Genomic DNA, 17,523 nt, shown 5'->3' on the forward strand with positions numbered 1-17,523 from the left:
GGTAACAATGGGAATAACGGTAACAATGGGAATAAGTGAATTGTCGTAGAGTAATCCCTTCATAGTATGACCGCGTTAAATGGGGCCCTTTTGGGCCCCATTTTTATACTTCGCGAGATAGCCTCAGTAGCTCCAGCCCTGATCTTGCAGGCTTCATTTCAACACTAAATCGCTCCTCCAAATCCGATGCACTGAACATCAGGACATGGAAATCCAGTTTCACATGACAACTACTATTGCTTAGTAAACCAGCACCACGTCTCATGTGTCAGTGTAGAATTATGACGTCATGCATCACCCATTGTGGAGCCATCCATGCCAAACCTTATCAAGATCAACACACTACCAGGCCGACAGATCGACATAAGACCTGCTAGCGTCAAACGGGAGTGGATGGAGAATTCTCCAGACCGCTTTGCTTATCGCTGTCTTCCTCTCAATATCGCTAACGCTCACGGGTGGACCATCGCATGCAGCTCGCGATTTAGCGTACGGTGGAACGGAAGCGACGCCCTGGAAGCATTAGAGTTCGTTTATGAAAATGAGGCTGACCCACCTGCGATTTCACACTTTGGATCAGGTATTCTAACGTTTCACATCAACGCCATTGTGACAACAGAGCCAGGGGTATCGATACTTGCTAGCGGTCCTTTTAACGATCCGCGAGCTCATATCTCCCCGCTAACTGGAATCATCGAGACCGATTGGCTGTCGTTCACGTTCACAATGAACTGGAAGATGACTTCGCCAAATGAATGGGTGACCTTTGAGAAGGGTGCGCCATTCTGTATGATCTTTCCTGTGCGCTTAGATGACATTGAAGCATATGAACTTGAAGTTACACCTCTTGATGAGGAATCAGATTTGATGAAACGCTACGCTGCATATTCGGCTTCGCGAAATGAGTTTAATGAAAAGCTCAAGGTTGGGGATCCCGAGGCGGTATCACGCGGCTGGCAGAAGGATTATTTTCAGGGACGAGACGATGATGCCAAAATCAGCCACCATCGAACTGGGCTCAAGCTATCAAAACCAGTGTTTCGGGGCGTTTAAGTCTACACACCCTTGGATAGTATGATTGCTTCTCAAACAGCTTAAGTGATTTCTGGCCATGTTGGGACCGCGACAACTCTGCGGCTGAAGGCTGTGTACAGGGTCCAAGTGTCTCTCGAAATACAAGCAGTGATACCTCAGCAGGAGATAGTACGGTAAAAACAAGGCTGCCAGAAAATAAAATTTTTCAACTGAATCAATAATTTATTCACTTATTTGGAAATCACATTCCGAGTCTCGAATGCTTTTGACCTAGATCAATGTGAAGTTTGCTCAAAAGGTGAACAATCCCTTGGTTCTGACTTTTGAGGAAGGGGAGTGTCTCGAGATGACAGGCAGGAATTTCTTTAAGAACTCTGTATCAAAGTTGTGTGTCGGCTTGTTTGCTGTGGTGAGTTTGGCTGGTGTTCCTGATTTTGCAAGAGCGCAAAGTTCGGAGTCCGGAAATGTTCTGAGAGTGCCAGAAGGTTTGTGCACATGGGATTGGTCTAAGCCGAGTACACGGCAGATCCTTGCAAAATTGGCAGAACGTCCAACGTTCCATACAAACATGCGGTATGTGTCGGAGGAATGTCCTCTTGTATTTTGCGAGATAGATACTGACGGCGATGCATTGCTGATTGCAGATCTTATGCAAGGTCGCACTTACTACCCTGATCTCATCACAACTCTGGAAAACGCCTGTCCTCAGGTAGCGTTGGCTTTCGCAGAAGGGGCAACCGCCAGTGGGCAACAGAGCAACTTGGCCGCAGCAGACCGCGCCAGAACGCCCGAGCAAGGTGGTCAGGTTGTGAGTGATGACGACGACAGTGGTGGAAATAACGAGCCCGGCCCTGGTAATGAGCCCGGTCCCGGTAATGAGCCCGGCCCTGGTAATGAGCCCGGTCCCGGTAACGAACCCGGTCCCGGTAACGAGCCCGGCCCTGGTAATGAGCCCGGTCCCGGTAACGAGCCCGGTCCCGGTAACGAGCCCGGCCCTGGTAACGAGCCCGGCCCTGGTAATGAGCCCGGCCCTGGTAATGAGCCCGGCCCTGGTAATGAGCCCGGTCCTGGTAACGAACCTGGTCCCGGCAACGAACCGGGTCCAGGACAAGGTCAGAATCCGGGCAATGACAAGGACGTCGGAAATTCCAAATATGACGGCGTACGGGGTGAGGAGCCCTCAGGAAAAGACAAGGATACACCTCCGGGCCAAGAAGATAAGGGAACACCCCCGGGGCAAGCGGACAAAGACACGCCTCCAGGCCAAGAGGATAAAGGCACACCTCCTGGAAAAGGTGGCACACCTCCCGGCCAAGCAGATGCTGGGGATTTGGAAGACGGCGAGTCCATCTTGGTCTGTGAAGTCGAGCTGTCTGAAGATGAGTGCTTCGAACTTTGAGAAAACGGCTTCTTGGAAAGCGTGTTTCTAAGAATAGGAGTGCGGGGCTCGAGAGGGTCCCGCACTGCGTTTTCAGCTAGGGCAAAATACTCTTTGCCCACCTTGCTGCATCGAACGTCACCAAGGACGTAAAAAGTGATGATATTCAGAATTCGCCCATCCGCCAAAAATCTGATCTTCGTGATTGCCAATCTGCTGATTGCAGCGGGAGCCACAGCCGAAACACAAAACCCCTATGCGCTCAACACAACTTGGGAGACAAAATACAAAACATTCAACATGTCTTCCTTCGCCTACATGGATCGCAACGAAAACGGTTCCTATGACCTTGGTGATCAACCTCTTGCAGGTATCATCTTTGTTTTGGAGAAGGATGGCCAAGAGCTTTGGCGCGTTGCTTCCAATGAAAACGGGTTTGCCAATTTCGCGGGCTCCCGAGTAACCGACGAAGCGCCGATATACGAACTCGGAGACTACAGCTTTACCGCTCTGGTTCCGCCTGACTGGCGTGTTACGTCGGGGAATACATCGCAGATCAGGAAATTTATCGATGTCCCAGGAGCCTCGATGGGCGGTGGTCTGGATGAAATGATGAACCCAGTTGGGTTGGTTCCACCGAAGGAAATCCGGGGGCGGGCCGAAGTGGGTACAGAGCTAAGAATCTCAGGTCCTGGTTTTTCGTCACATCCAATCGAAATTTCAGAGACAGGACAGTTTCGCATCACAGTTCCTGAGCGTGGGCGTTACGAGTTGACGTCGGGAACTTTCAAGCGGCTGGTTGAGATTGAGGAGTATCCGGTCAATATTGGAAACCTTCGGGAAACAGAGCCAGTTTCAGGTCGCCTCCTGACGCTCACGTTTGACGAAATCTCCCAGAATGAGCTTAGGAAAGTGCCTTCAGGATATGGCGGGCTGGAGTGGTTCAACTTCAATGCAATGATTAACGTCTTCGCAAAGTCCAGCCGTGGCTATGTGAATGGCGCCACTTCAGGCAGTTTCATAGCTTACAACAGTTCTGGCCATCCAGGACGGATCAGTCATCCTGACGGCTATGATTTTGTCGAAGTTCATCTCACGGGAGCCTGGCCTGATTCAGAGGGGGAAACGGCAATTTTCGAGTTCTGGCGTGGAGATAAGAAGGTCGCAGAAGATCAAGTAACGCTAAGCGCCTATTCTCCGGTGCGGTATGCGCCGCACATGTCCAACATCACCAGTGTCCGCATCTCTACGCAGCATTACTGGCAGATGGTGCTCGACGATCTTATCGTGGGTTTAGCGCCTTAAGACTCTGCTGCCTTCCCAACGAGAGCATCTGCCCGTGCGGTGGTGGTATCCATGAAACAGCGTAGTGCTTCTCGCGTTGCTTCCAGCTCAGCTCCAGTGGCACGGCGGGGCAGGGTGCCGTCAAACCGGGCGAACACCTTTGCCCCTCGGCCAAAAGGCAAAGGCACAAGCATCTTATCCCAAGTGTTGAGCTGCCGCCCGCGCGTGGTGGAAAACGCATAGCAGAAGACCGGTGCCCCCAGCGTACGCGCCCAGTCGAGCGGCGCATCGAGCACCTCATGCGCTGGACCCAGCGGACCATCCCCGGTCATGCCAATGCTAACACCGTCACGAAAGCGTCGCAGTACCTCGCGCGAGGCACTGCGGTTCGACCGGGTGCGTGACATCTCCACCGCTTGCAAACCAGCTCGGCGCTGCACCGCGCCTGAGATGCGTCCCACCGGTGAGCGGTTGTAGAGACTGGAGAGCGGTCCATCTGCAACCGGCCAATGGATGGCTCCCATCACTGACCGGCTATGCCACATCACCAGCAGGATCGGGCCTTCGGACAAGGCATCCTGTAGATCTGTAAGACCTTCAACCTGCCAATCCGTGTTTCTGTCACAAAAGGCCAGATAACCCCAACCAAGGGCGCCCAGACCCGCCGCAACCGTTTTAGATGTCTCGATCCGTCTGCGCAGGGACACGGGAGTTTGCCTAAAGAATTCGTAGAGCCGTTTGTTTTGGAGGTTTTTGCCCTTCAAGACAAGACTGCACCAACGCCATGACAGGAGGGGGCTGACCTCTATACCAAATCACTGTAGAGGCAGGCGTAAGACCCAATGGAATCCTGCATGGCCCTGTTAGCCGCTTCAAAGAAACCGAAAGACGCCAAAGAGAAACGGCCAATGTTCAGTGAACAGGACCGCGATAATATCGCATGGTTCTGGCGTAACTACCTCAAGTCCAAAACACCTTGGCTTTTTGTGGTACTGGGCATGATAACCATTCAAGGGGTGGTCTATCAGCAATTTCTCTCTCTGACAGAAGACGGATTAAGGGTGATCTTCGACAGCGGCGCAATGTCCGACCTGATCGAGGTCTGCGCAATCGTCTTTGGCCTCTTCACCACGCGTGCAATCATCTCCTACCTGATCCCGCGTTTGTCTGTGCGATTGGCAAGTGACGCAGTAATGAAGCTGCGACGCGATCTAATCGACCACCTGATGACACTTGATCTGGCGTTTTTTGAGCGTACTCAGTCTGGCGAGATCATCCTGCGGTTGGTCAACCAAGCGCAGGGACTAAGCCTCTTCGTGGGGCAGGCCACGGTCAATGCGGTGCGAGACGCTGCAACGGTCATCATCGTTTCGGGCTATCTGATTTACAAATCACCGCTTCTGTTCACTGCTGCTCTGATCATCCTGCCAACAATTCTACTTTTGTTGCAGCATGTGTCCGCAAAGATAAAAGAGGTCCAAGCTACGTCAGAAAACGCCATGGGCGCCTATATGACAGGCATTGACGAGATGTCCTCAGGCATGCGCACTGTAAAAATTGCGGGGCAGGAGCCTATCGAGCGCGAACGTCTCGTAGAAGCCACCAAAAATCTACGCAAACTATCAATACGCCTACAGAGCGCTCAAGCTGTTGTCGTCCCCGCCATCGACATGATGGCAGCTTTTGTTTACGTGCTGTTAATCGGCGGTGGCGGCTACATGGTGCTGTCTGGAAGCTTTGGCCTCGATGGGGCTGGGATCATTGCATATCTACTTGGGCTTGTCCTGGTTTTTGATCCAGCAAGATCGCTGGCCAGCTTCTTTGCAAAACTGCAGGCCAATTTGATTATTCTCAACGGAGTGCGAAGTCTTCATCGGGAGAAACCGACCATTTTCGACAGAGAGAATGCGCATACGGATTTCAACACGGACGGTGACATCGTGCTCGAAAACGTCCGCTTCAGCTACGATCGTAAGCATCCACTTTTTGACGACCTTTCGATGCGCTTTGAAGGTGGCAAGGTGACAGCCATCGTCGGTGCCACTGGCTCCGGTAAGACCACGGTGCTAAGCCTGCTGACCCGGCTTTACGACGTCGAACACGGTCAGGTAACTATCGACGGCACGCCAATTACGGATCTAAAGATCAAAAACTGGCGCTCTTCTTTCTCAGTGGTGGCCCAGGATATTGTAATCTTCAACAGCTCGCTGAAAGACAACATCCGTTACGTGCGTCCAGATGCAAGTGACGAAGAAGTACGTGCCGCCGCAGAAGCCGCTGAAATCGCAGAGTTGATGGATGCTCGTGGAGACAAGCCACTTGGTCCTAAAGGCAGTCAACTATCAGGTGGGCAGAAACAACGCATCGCAATCGCTCGTGCCTTCTTGCGGGCCTCACCAATCCTGCTGCTTGACGAGGCAACCTCTGCCCTTGATCAGAAAACTGAAGACAAGGTCAAACATGCCTTGAACCGCCTCTCAAAAGGCAAAACCACTCTTATTGTAGCTCATCGTTTGTCGGCAATTACCCATGCGGACTGGATATACGTGCTAGATGCCGGAAAAGTGGTCGAACAAGGCACCCACAAAGATCTTTTGGCACAAGCAGGCCTCTATGCTGGAATGTATGGAGCACAAAAAAAGAGCTACCGATAGGAACAGCGTTCATTGGTGCACTTTGGTCTACGGCGTCAACACGACAAATCACCAGGAAGAACAAGCCAGAAAACGGAACTCCGTGTGGTTGCTGGGCGCGGCAGATCGGCAGACCAGTCTAATTTTCTGACATTGAGCAAAGCATATTATAGAAGCTGATTTCATCTCGAAAGTGGGCCTTGAACTCATTGCTTCCACAAAAGGCCTGCTCTTCTATGGTGAAAGCATTGGCCTTGTTTTGGGTACGGTTAAGGGTACTAAGACCACCAACATGGTTCCTGGTTTGCCGGAGATACTCAGTCAGTGGCGCAAGATTGGACTGGTCAAAAATCTTGATCTGACCGCTTCTGACGTAGTCTTCCGCTAAAGAAAATCGCTCTTCAAGAGTGGAGCCATCCCTGCTGGGATGTCCGAGCATCCAACTGGTTTGGGCAATCTCAACCCCCGCGAATTTTGTATCCATAAACTCCGGGAGGGACATTGTCCGCATGGCCTTCATGCTGGGGCCAAAGCTTTCGGGGTTTTCCTCAGCCCGACGGGCATGCCCAACTGCAGACAAAAAACGATCAACCGGGTTGCGGATAACAGTGAATACATCACCCGCGTTTGAACCACGTTTTTCAAGCAGCTTCGAGAGATAAAAATGGCCTGCAACTGTCGAATATACGTTGATGTCTGTGCAAGCTGTAAGCTCTTGATGGGTCGAAAAATACTGATATCCGATAGATTTGGAGCGCAGAACCTGTGTGATTGAGGTGCCCGCAGTTTTAGGAATGTGCACGAAATCAAGTTGTGCGCTCAAGCCTGAGACACGATGCATGATTTCCGTCATATGTGCCTGTGCAACGGAAGTCGCGAGCTGAAATCGACCTTCGGTTCTAGGACGTCTCAGTACGAAAAAAACACTGTTCTCCAAAACCGTTTCATACTCAGCCAGTCTAGCGACAAGCCACCGAGGAAACGAGAGCAGAGCGTCCTTGTGGGCAACGATAACTTCGTAATCTGTTGTTGAGCTTATCTGGCTGTAAGGGGTGACACCAGCCTCACCAAAGGCTTCGGGTACAAGGACAGGGCCGTTTCCAGCCACACGAAGGGCTTTTTCATAGGCTACCTGCCAGTAGGTGTCTGGATATATGGCCAAGAAGGCGCTCCTTTTTATGACTTTCTACCGCAGCGTCACATCACACACCGTGGGGGTTTTTCTATGTCACGGCGTTGCATGGATTGTTTGAGCAGGGACGTCATCTCGTCCAATCGGATATCAGTCGCTCAGCTCGCTCAAAATCGCGCGGTGAAGTTATCTTGAAGTTGTCTTCGTGTCCTTCGACTACACATATACGAAGTCCGGCTTTGCAGGCGATTTCCACGTCATCAGCCGCATCGGCATCTCCATCAGCATGGGCTGCCATGATGGCGCCAAAGCGAAAGGCCTGCGGGGTCTGTGCTCTCCAAAGGCCATCACGCGACACAGATGTCATTGCTTCAGAACCGTCAGTTCTCCAAAGAGCATCGACAACTGGTAAGCCAGCAAATGCTCCGTCAAATTCCGGCAACGGCCGCAGAACCGCCCGTATCAATTCCTGCGCACAAAAAGGGCGTGCCGCATCGTGGATCAGCACATTTGCAGGAGCCTGATTGCGCAACCCTTCAAGACCCAAGCGCACGGAAGCCGCCCTTGATGACCCTCCTTGGACTGGAGGCAAGAGTCTGGGATCATCGAGCCCGGCGATGGCGGCATCATACTTGCTCCGATCATTTTCATGGATCACGACACAAACGTGATCGATGTCGGAGGAAGCAAGAAAAGCCTGTACCGTGTGCCACAGAACCGCACGCCCTTCTAACAACAAGTATTGCTTGGGTGTCATTTGCATCATGCGGCTGCCTCGGCCCGCAGCAACGATTAGCGCGGCATTTGTCATACCTGGTTTTCCTCTGGCTTGGCTGCACGGCAGTTGTAATCCTAGGCTGCTTTTACTGCTCAAAGCGGTATTGCCAAGTCCTCCGAGCGATGCAGTGTCCGATGCATGAAAAGGACAAATTTTACATAATCATAATTATGCGTAAAACGAATTGTGCGGGACACATTCTGAACTGAGTTTAGACATCTTCCCTATCTTACGGAAAAGCATAGTGCACAAACATCATCCACACAGAGCTGGCTCTGTGTGGATGATGTTTAAACTTTTCAAATGCTTAGCCCAAACGTGCTGGCCGAAAGCATCTATTGTTTCGCGGTCTTACGACGATCTGAGAAGCACCTTGTTGGAACTGATTGAAGCAGCCACTGTTTGATACAAAAGAGCTTTCGAAGAACTGTTGGCTGCCGACCTCAGCAAAACAGTTTCGGCCTCTTCAAGTATATTTGCGGCTTCACGCTTCAGTTCAGCGGTTTTGTCTTCTCGTACGGCCCGCATTGGGGGCGTAGAGAGGATTTTTTCTTGGTTCGATGGATCTGTTAGGTGGGCACGAAGCGGCGTCTTTTGACGGTCCAAATTGTTCCTGACCAATGCATCCAGCTTACGCGCTGCGTCAGAGAGAGTTTCTCGTACCAGCTCATCACCTCCAGCTTCTTCGATAGCATCGGCCAAGTCACGATACGTTGTCGCAAAGCAATCAACCTTATAAGGCTCATCCATCGAGTTACAGATCGCTTCGATTTGCCCCAAGCGCTCAGCAATCACGGAAGCTTCATTTGTTTCTGTCAAAACAAGCCCACTGATCACCGTCGATCCAGATGCCGCCCCACCATCAAGGTTCGACCTACCAGAAAGATTCAGTGCCCTTTCACGACGTGGACCATCATCGTCGTCCGATACAAATCTAAATGACGGCGGAGAGTCATCATCACTGCTGTTTCCGGGGGATGGAGGCTCATCGTCATCCGGTGTCGGAGGAGCATCGTCGCCATCATCTGGAGGCGGTGGTGGAGGAGGAGGAGGTGGTGGTGGTGGAACATCGTCACCATCATCTGGAGGTGGTGGAGGTGGCGGAACATCGTCGCCATCATCCGGTGGAGGAGCATCAAAAAGGGAGAATCCCGGCAACTGGCCAGAGTCGGCTCCTGGCTCAGGACCAGTCCATTGAACCTGATATTCTCCGTTTTCATTGATCGTGCCGGAAAACTGTCCCGAGAAAGGCTGCGTAAAACTCTGCTCGCTATCACTGAAGGTCGTAGTCCCCTGAAAACTACCGGATATGGTACCATCAGGAGAAATACTCCCGGAGAGGTCAGTGCTGCTGAACTCCTGGTACCCTGGCTCGGAATAGCTCTCCTGCAGACTACCCGAAATCTGGCCATCAGGACTAATGCTGACTGATCCGCCCGGAACGTCATATGTTTGCGCATGGGCCGCAAATGCGGATGTTGCAGCCAAAAAAGTAAATGATTTTAGAAGATGACGTCTCATAGTGCCGTCCTTGCTGAGCAATGTATGTAGCAGAAGCCTAACGGCGATTGGTCAATTCTGTCAAAGACGACCGGCACGTGGGAAGAGCAGTGAGCCGCCCTGCCCTACTCAAACGGTTGGCGAAAAGTAGAGCCAAGTAGAAACCTAAAGCCTGAGCAAGTAGAAAAAGTTGAACTCAAGTAGAATTTGAGCAGAAGCATCAGGATTGGCTGTTTGGCTTTAGGTTCTCTTTAGGCCGGTGGAAAATCCGCCTATCGCCAAGGTGTGGCACAGACCGTTCACTCCACCTACCAAGGCGTCGATCCGCGTACAGGATGGAGCCAGACAGGGGAGATGGCAGGCTACATCTACGGAGCCAAGGCAGATCGGGTTCGTAAGAACATCCGACGGATACAGAATGACCTCTCTGCAGATACCCACCTGATCCCGATCTTCAACGCTCAAGGCAATGTGGTGGCCTATGAGAGAACCATGGATCCCAAGAAGCGGGAGGTTCTCCAGCAGGATAAACACATGGCTCGTATGTTGGGTGTCTGGTCTGGTCGTATCGTGGAAGAGACCCAGTCCGACATGTTCAACAAGCAACTGGTTCAGACGCTCAAAGACACTTGGGAAGAAGCTCGGAAGAATGGCGAAGAGAGCCAGTTCATCAATGTGGCTGATCCCAAGGTGAAAGATCAGGTCATCCGGGATGCTTGGGATACGATGGGCTACAAGCTCAAGGAAAATGCAGCAGAGCTCTTCGGGGAAGATACCCTCATGATCCGTAAGGACATGGTGAATGATGCTCTGGGCTTCCACCAAGCGTCTGTGCGGGATGCCTGGACCGGTGTCAGCCGGTGGTCTCCTGAGGCTCAGAACGCCATCAAGGAGGCTGCTACGGTCATCATGGGGGACAATGCCTACAAGTACATGGTGAAGGCAGAGACGGCTGTTACAGAGGTTGTGAGCATGGCCAAGACCACCATCGTGGTGCGGTCTCTGACGGTCATCTGGGAAAACCTGATCTCGAACAACCTTCACTTGATGACATGGGGTGTTGGTCCTCTGCAGTTGGTGAAGCAGCAGCGAGCCAAGTTCCTTGAGATCAACCAGTATGTTCAGAACCAGAGCAAGATCCTGGAGCTGAACGCTGAGCTGGCTGCCAATATCGACAATCCTGCCAAGGCACGTCGGATCAACGCCGAATTGCAAGTCCTCGAAGATGCCAACAACAACCTCTCGATCAAACCTCTGCTCGATGCCGGTGAGTTCAGCACAGTCTCTGAGAGCTTGACTGAGCAGGATCAGGCTTTGCGTGAGGGTAAGCTCGAAGAGTACCTCGATTGGGCTGCAGACAAGCTTCCTGGGCCTGCACAGACAGCGTTCAAGAACTTTGTCATCACGAAGGACTCTGCCCTCTTCCAAGGGCTCAACAGGGCTGTTCAGTACGGTGACTTTGTGGCCAAGGCTGTTCTCTACGATCACCTGATCAAAGAGAAGGGATACTCGGAAGAAGATGCCATGCGAGTGATTGCGGAAGAGTTCGTGAACTACAACCGTCTTGCAGGCAGGGATCGGGATTACCTTGAGAGCACAGGCATGCTGTGGTTCTGGAACTACAAGATCCGGATCATGAAGGTATTGGCTCGGATGGCCAGAGAGAGACCGGCGTCACTCGTATTGTGGACTGGGGGAGTTGGTCCCATGCTGGATGTCGACTCCGCAGCAAGCGGGTCACTTCTCGGAGCATGGAACAAGGGGACCTTGGGATATTCGATAGGTCCGGAGATGGGCATCGATTCACTGACGATGAACCCATGGAATAGCTTTTACCTTTTAGATGCTTTTTAGCCGAAATCGGGGTTCTACACCAAATTGGCCTTTAGATCTTAACTTTTAAGTTGAACTCTTCCAACCTGCCAAATCCATTAACCGAAGACAAAAAAGCCATCACCGATGTCGATGCTGACCAAATATACCCCTAAAAACCAAAAAGTTAAAATCGCCTTCAACAGAGTACCCTCGCTGGGCGGCTAGAACAGGTCGGCTCAGGCACGGGAGCCGGCCTGTTCTACCTAATGTACAGACTTATTTTAGAACGTATATTCGACGAAATCTGTGTTTGACAATCCAGTCAACTCGACCAGCGAGTCGATGTTGTCAAACACAGCCGTTTGTGACCGGCTAGTTGTCGTTGACCAATCCGTGTCAAACCAGAGCTCGCCTTTTCCAGACGTCGAATTGAAGACCAAAATATAGCTTTGCAGCGCGCTACCTGTTTGGTTTTCGATTTGGTCCTGAGACAGGGCAGTCTGAAGCTCGACAATCCGCAGAGTTTCAGCATTCGACAACCCGGTAATCGACGCAACATTTTCAATGTAATCGTCAGTACTGACTACGGTACCAGCTTGCGTTTCGGTGGTGTTTCCAAAAGCAACGCGTTGTAGACCTACAGTGTCTTCTCCAGCCGTGAAGTCTTGGATTGTTGACGTGCCGGACCAATTGGAGAAACGGAATTGGTCCGATCCCTCATTGCCCGTCAGAACATTGTCCCCGCCCAAACCATAGAGGACGTCATTCCCAGACCCACCCTGGATCACATCTGCGGCCCCAGAACCGGCAATACGCAGGTCCCCTGTGGCATTAGACCCGTCAAGATTGACAGCCCCTTCAAATCCTCGTTCGTCAGAGGCCGCGTTCAAGTTCACACCCGTTTCAGCGGTGATGGTCAGCGCTTGAGATCCAGAAATGGTGAAATTGGTTGGCCCATTTTGGTTGTCAAATGCATAATATAAGTCGCTTCCATTATCCTCAGACCGGATGACGTTCGCGGCGGCATTGCTGCCACTGGAAATGATCTCAACCGAAGAAATATTGGAGTTGCCAAACCCGATAGCGGCATTGTCATTACCCGAGTTTGTATCGGTCACAATCCGGATTTCCCCACCTGTGCCGCTCTGAGCCTCCAGTTCAAATGACAGGGAAGTACCCGCATTCTGGCCAGAGAACCGAACCGTCTCATCCCCTTGACCCTGATCCGACGTGAATATGAAGTGATCGTCGTTTTGGATACCTGTGATATTGAGGCGATTGCCATTTGATGTTTGGCCCGCAAAGATAAAGGTGTCGATGTTTGTGTAGTTGTTTGCGACAAGACTTGAGACGGCATTTGAGGCTTCCAGCATCTCGAAGCTGGTAACTTGGTTGATCGAAGATGGGGACAGATTGGTGAACGTCTCCACGATCAACGTGTCCATGCCGCCTCCCCCGTTCAGAGACAGGGTGTTTGCACTGTTAAACAGTGAATTGTTCAGCTCCAACGAATCCGCTTGTCCACTCCCTGTAAAGGAGAATGAGGACACAGTGCTCCCTTCAGCATTGATGGCCAACCCGCCAGCTGTCATCCCACTCGCATCCACAGATTGAAGCGTACTGAAACTGTCGTCTGTATCTTCAAGGAAAAGCTTTTGGTCTCCTGTGATAACAAGAGACAGAAGTTCCATGCCCTGTAAGTCCAAAACAGATGGGCCCGTGCCACCAGTTTCAATATTTGCAATCTCGAAAGTAGTATCAGATGTCGGTGCAGTGGTAGCTGCGTAGAAGATCGCACTGTCTTCCAGAACTCCGGAGTTCTCAACATAAAGGTCAATAACATCATTGGTTGAGGCGCTTCGATCCCCTTTGAAGGAAGCGGTCGTTTCACCATTCATATTGACCAGTCTGATCTGTGTACCTTCATCAAGATTGGTAAAATCAGTAAATATGGCATTCGTTGAGCTGCTCATCGTGGAGGTCACCGACATCTCACCTTCAATCGCGACGAAATTGAAAATGAAAGTGCCATTTTGGGCCTGATTATCCACGGAAATTTCTTCAAGACCTGTGGCCGCAGGGGCTACCGTTTCGGTATTATTTAAAGAAATCACACGCACCGCGAGTGTGTCTGTTCCTCCACCCGCCGCGATCACATCATTGTCTTGCAAGGTACCAGCGCCATTGGCTGAGATTGTTGCAGAGTAAGTGTCATCATTCCCAGTACCTTGGGTATCTGTACCTCCGCCGCCGCCGCCAGGCTGGTCCTGGCTTGTTGTCAGATTAATTGTGTTACCCGCAACTGGGAACGCTGCTGTGATTGTCGCTGTGGCGGTGTCAACGGACGCCTGTGTACCATCAACATTGTCTAGAATGGTGTCTTTCAGAGCGCCGGTGCCATTGTCACCAACAGCCTCCGCAGCAGCAACATATGCAGTAGCAACATCGATCTTGTTGGTCAGAACTGCCAGATCATTACCTTGAGCACCGCTCATGATGTTCAGGATCACCTGACCAACCTCAGCGCCTGGCTTTAACACTTCTTTAACCCAGAAGTTATCAGGCCCAATGTTGCTTGGATCACGGTTGAACAGATTGTTGAATACATCCGTCACGAGTTTAATCGCGTCGGCCTGGCTAATCACGGCACTATTTACTGATGGATAGAGGTTAAGCGTCTCAGTTTGTGGAACAAACGATCTGGCAACTTGTGCAGGCGTCTGACCGTTCGAAAAATCAGTGACATACGCATCCTTACCAGGAACCGCAGGAGCCCTGTTATAATACCCAATGAAAATAGCTGAAACTCGATCTTCAAAACTTAGTGTGGAGAAAACTAGGGCCATGAGACATACCTTTTTTAAAACCGAGACACAAAGTTGGCTCGACATTGGGAGTTGTGTGTTGGCCTGATAAATCCGCTATAGGTAGATCTATGGCGATCAACATGATGAACTGCGACTACGGTCACTACATTAAAATAACATTTTGATCTTAGACAGTTTTTCGATTCGTTCCAGTGCCTGTTGCCCAGTCTAAAATTTGCAGCTGCTTACTTCTGATCCGACTTCCAAAATCTTCCAAACCAGTTAAGAAATCTTCCCACTTCAATATGCGTCCCGTCATCTTCAGGTTCGCGCACGGGCTCAACAGATTGACTAACGCTAATGGGGCCAAGATTTATGCCAAGGCCCTGTAATGTCTCGAACTTCCCGTCCTGATCTTTTGGTGAATTCGGATGGCAGACGATGGCATGTTGACAGAAGCCTTTCTTCGTTCCATGTCGCTGATAAAATGAATGGCCCAATGCAGCCAAAGTCAGGCCCGTCCGTTCACAACGGCCAAGAACAGGCTTCGTCCACCCATCCTTTATTGCACAATGCTCCCAAGCTTCGGGCCTCTCTGACCAGTCAATATGATAGTTGTTCAGAAGAACCTGGTTGAGAGTACGCTGATCATCTCCATCGAAACTTGAACGAACAGTATCTGCGAAAGCTGCTGCCTGAGGGCTCGGCCGCATTAGAAAGAAACCGGTACATGCAGAAAATCCCCAAAGCTTCTTTGCGTCGTCAGGAAATGATCCAGGCTGGAACAGGAAATCCGCGTCGATTGACTTTAGGTCGGCCAGTGGGTTTTTGAGCCAAATCGCATCGACGTCGCTATACAAGATCGTATATCCTGATTTCAAATATTCAGATGCCACTTCAAGCTTTAGAGAGATCGTAAATACGGCTTTCTCAGTCGGAAAATGTATCTCCCCATAGTTCTTTTCTTCCGGCGCGAAGTTCGCTTCTACAAACGCATACTTGGTACAAGGAAACCTATGAGATTTCAGATACCTGAATGACTCTTCATCTGAACAAACAAAATGGGGCTTTATCCCGGTTACCTCCTTCACCTGAAGCCCCCAAGCCAAGCCTAGTTTGGCGTATTCTTCACTGATCACCGTAAACAGGAAAAGCTTCTCTTTGTCTTTTGAGGTTATCATTGGCTGTGGTGCCACCCTTGTTTTTCATACTCATTTTTGTTCGATTGACTGTCTCAGTAGTGACTTTGGCTCCGGCAATGCAAGAGCCATCAGGCTTGGGCCATCGATATCGACAACGGGCTCGGCGAGAGACATGTATCTATGCAGGAAGCCTTGCCTTCATGACAGGCTTATCCTCGATCCAAGCAACCACAGGGCGGAGCAGACCGGGGTCTGGAAGACTGATGGAGGAAGACCCTGACACTGGCACGTGGCTAGGTGTCGTTCCTGATTGACTACGTTGAATGGACGCCATAGTCACGCCAAGACCTCAGCTAGCATCTTGGAAGCATGTAATAATGACTGATGAAGTTCGTCTTTTCTTTGACGTATCGTCCTTGCTCAACCACATTCGGCATGCACGTCACTACACAGGCATCCAACGGGTTGTCTCGATGTTGGTTTCCGAGATTAGCGAAATTCATTCTCCTTCAAATGTATATGTCTCTTACTATGATCGAAAAGACAGAAACCACAAATGTTTATCCCTTGAGGATCTGACAGCGGACGTCTTAAAATCCCCTACCCGACTTCAATCTGTCTTTTTTGAAGACCGGAGCGTTCATACGTCAAATACAGTGTTGAAGCGCTATGAGCACAATTCTATCAAAAAAGCGTTTTACAAGATACAGTTCGATTTTTTTGCAAAAATGGGGAAGAACCGGAAATTTAAAAGATTTGGAATTACTGCTGCAGATTGGATCAAAATAAGAGAGAATGAAAAAAATTCGTCTGTGAATAAGAAATTAAACTCCATGCCGGCACTTGAAGTGATGAAGCCAGGTGACAAGCTGGTTCTACTCGATTCAACATGGAATGAGAGATATTTTGCATTCTTTAAGGATGCTCGAAATATGGGGTGCCATGTTTATACCTTGGTTCATGATTTGATACCCATTATCACCCCTGAGACAACACCAGGGTTTGTCCCGCTCGATTTCAAAAACTGGCTAACAGGATCTCTCGATTTTACCGACTCTTATTTGGCTGTTTCAGATGCAACCCGGAAAGATCTTGAATTGTTTCTAGATCAGTTTGATGAAGATCGTGAGATCGAGGTCATCAGATTGGCGCAAGCTCAGTTTGCAGACGAACCTAGAACTGAAACCCCTCCCTCTCCGAGAACTTACACGGAGTTGAAGGCCCCACACGACCGTTTGAAAAAACTGTCGGATGTCGGTCCAATCATCCATTTGCCCGACGCCACCCGTGAGGCGCTTGGCTCACCTTTCGTTTTGTGTGTAGGAACCATCGAACCACGGAAAAACGTCTGGCGGCTTGCGCTGGCGTGGAAATCCCTGATTGATCAAGGGCATGTTGACCTTCCGAGGCTGGTTATCGCTGGCAAGGAGAGTGTCATGGTGCAGTCTCTTAAGGACCTGCTAAACGCAACCGGCAATGTCTACGGATATGTGTCGGTTCTCGATAGCCCAAGTGAAGACGCCTTGAGGCGTCTTTACGAAAACTGCCTGTTTCTCGCTATGCCAAGCCTGTTTGAAGGATGGGGGCTTCCTGTCGGCGAGGCCTTAAGCTTCGGAAAGACAGCTGTCGTTTCCAATACATCTTCCTTGCCTGAGGTAGGGGAGAATTTGGTCGAGTATTGTGATCCTGAATCTGTCAAAAGCATTGCGGATGCAATCATGCGGCTCGTTGGTGACTCTGATCACCGTGCCAATCTAGAAGCCCGCATTCGTGAAACGGAGCTGCGCTCCTGGCATACAGTCGCAAAAGAGCTGCATGATATTGTTGTCAGTGAGAATAGCGCAAAGCCCAGACTTGCGTCGTCTCCAATGATGCATCCTGCCAGTTAGTTGGCGTCTGAAAACTCGATAAGATCCAATTGTAATGGAGTGTACCCTTCTAAATTTCGCTGGATACATGCCGTTACGAAGATCCGCAGGATCGGCGATTTCGATGCAGCACTCATGATCAGCTTAAACC

The 17,523-nt window shown here is 50.6% G+C and carries 12 protein-coding genes; 6 read left to right on the forward strand and 6 right to left on the reverse strand.

Features of this window, described 5'->3' with window-relative positions; genetic code table 11:
• The first annotated feature begins 315 nt into the window (after positions 1–315).
• The 3 genes from MGEO_RS21205 to MGEO_RS18325 all read left to right on the forward strand — a co-directional run bounded on the left by MGEO_RS21205 (position 316) and on the right by MGEO_RS18325 (position 3,718).
• Positions 316–1,053, forward strand: a complete 738-nt coding sequence (locus MGEO_RS21205) for a DUF6065 family protein (RefSeq protein ID WP_143746293.1) — start codon at positions 316–318, stop codon at positions 1,051–1,053.
• A gap of 797 nt (positions 1,054–1,850) precedes the next feature.
• Entirely contained in the window at positions 1,851–2,465 is a 615-nt protein-coding gene (locus tag MGEO_RS18320; RefSeq protein ID WP_085641091.1) for a hypothetical protein, read from the forward strand.
• A 104-nt stretch (positions 2,466–2,569) separates the two neighbouring features.
• Positions 2,570–3,718 carry a hypothetical protein gene (locus tag MGEO_RS18325; protein WP_143746294.1) on the forward strand — a complete coding sequence of 383 codons (1,149 nt, stop codon included), beginning with the start codon at positions 2,570–2,572 and terminating at the stop codon, positions 3,716–3,718.
• On the opposite strand, the gene MGEO_RS18330 is transcribed toward MGEO_RS18325, so the two are convergent.
• The gene (locus MGEO_RS18330) at positions 3,715–4,404 is read right to left on the reverse strand and encodes a lysophospholipid acyltransferase family protein (protein WP_233139999.1); all 690 of its coding nucleotides are present in this window, start codon (positions 4,402–4,404) and stop codon (positions 3,715–3,717) included. The genes MGEO_RS18325 and MGEO_RS18330 overlap by 4 nt on opposite strands.
• A gap of 147 nt (positions 4,405–4,551) precedes the next feature.
• On the opposite strand from MGEO_RS18330, the gene MGEO_RS18335 reads away from it, so the two are divergent.
• Entirely contained in the window at positions 4,552–6,351 is a 1,800-nt protein-coding gene (locus MGEO_RS18335) for an ABC transporter ATP-binding protein (protein WP_233140000.1), read from the forward strand.
• 118 nt (positions 6,352–6,469) lie between these two features.
• On the opposite strand, the gene MGEO_RS18340 is transcribed toward MGEO_RS18335, so the two are convergent.
• From MGEO_RS18340 to MGEO_RS21600, 3 genes are all read right to left on the reverse strand, one after another.
• Positions 6,470–7,492, reverse strand: a complete 1,023-nt coding sequence (locus MGEO_RS18340) for a sulfotransferase family 2 domain-containing protein (protein WP_085641099.1) — start codon at positions 7,490–7,492, stop codon at positions 6,470–6,472.
• Positions 7,493–7,592: 100 nt separating this feature from the next.
• Positions 7,593–8,273 (reverse strand): 2-C-methyl-D-erythritol 4-phosphate cytidylyltransferase, encoded by a 681-nt coding sequence (ispD, locus tag MGEO_RS18345; protein WP_085641101.1) that lies wholly within the window; start codon positions 8,271–8,273, stop codon positions 7,593–7,595.
• Positions 8,274–8,591: 318 nt separating this feature from the next.
• Complete coding sequence (locus MGEO_RS21600) at positions 8,592–9,761, reverse strand: hypothetical protein (RefSeq protein ID WP_170102926.1); 1,170 nt, start codon at positions 9,759–9,761, stop codon at positions 8,592–8,594.
• A 264-nt stretch (positions 9,762–10,025) separates the two neighbouring features.
• On the opposite strand from MGEO_RS21600, the gene MGEO_RS18355 reads away from it, so the two are divergent.
• Complete coding sequence (locus MGEO_RS18355) at positions 10,026–11,594, forward strand: hypothetical protein (RefSeq protein WP_143746295.1); 1,569 nt, start codon at positions 10,026–10,028, stop codon at positions 11,592–11,594.
• 242 nt (positions 11,595–11,836) lie between these two features.
• Here the strand turns inward: MGEO_RS18355 and MGEO_RS18360 are convergent, their stop codons facing one another.
• Positions 11,837–14,401 carry a beta strand repeat-containing protein gene (locus MGEO_RS18360; protein ID WP_143746296.1) on the reverse strand — a complete coding sequence of 855 codons (2,565 nt, stop codon included), beginning with the start codon at positions 14,399–14,401 and terminating at the stop codon, positions 11,837–11,839.
• Positions 14,402–14,607: 206 nt separating this feature from the next.
• Positions 14,608–15,543, reverse strand: coding sequence for a putative nucleotide-diphospho-sugar transferase (locus tag MGEO_RS18365; protein ID WP_085641107.1), 936 nt, complete (start codon positions 15,541–15,543; stop codon positions 14,608–14,610).
• A gap of 338 nt (positions 15,544–15,881) precedes the next feature.
• Between MGEO_RS18365 and MGEO_RS18370 the strand changes: the two genes are divergently transcribed.
• On the forward strand, positions 15,882–17,393 hold the full coding sequence (locus MGEO_RS18370; protein WP_158091050.1) for a glycosyltransferase family 4 protein: 1,512 nt from the start codon (positions 15,882–15,884) through the stop codon (positions 17,391–17,393).
• Positions 17,394–17,523 lie beyond the last annotated feature (130 nt).

Origin of the sequence: Marivita geojedonensis (assembly GCF_002115805.1) — a bacterium.
GTDB lineage: Bacteria > Pseudomonadota > Alphaproteobacteria > Rhodobacterales > Rhodobacteraceae > Marivita > Marivita geojedonensis.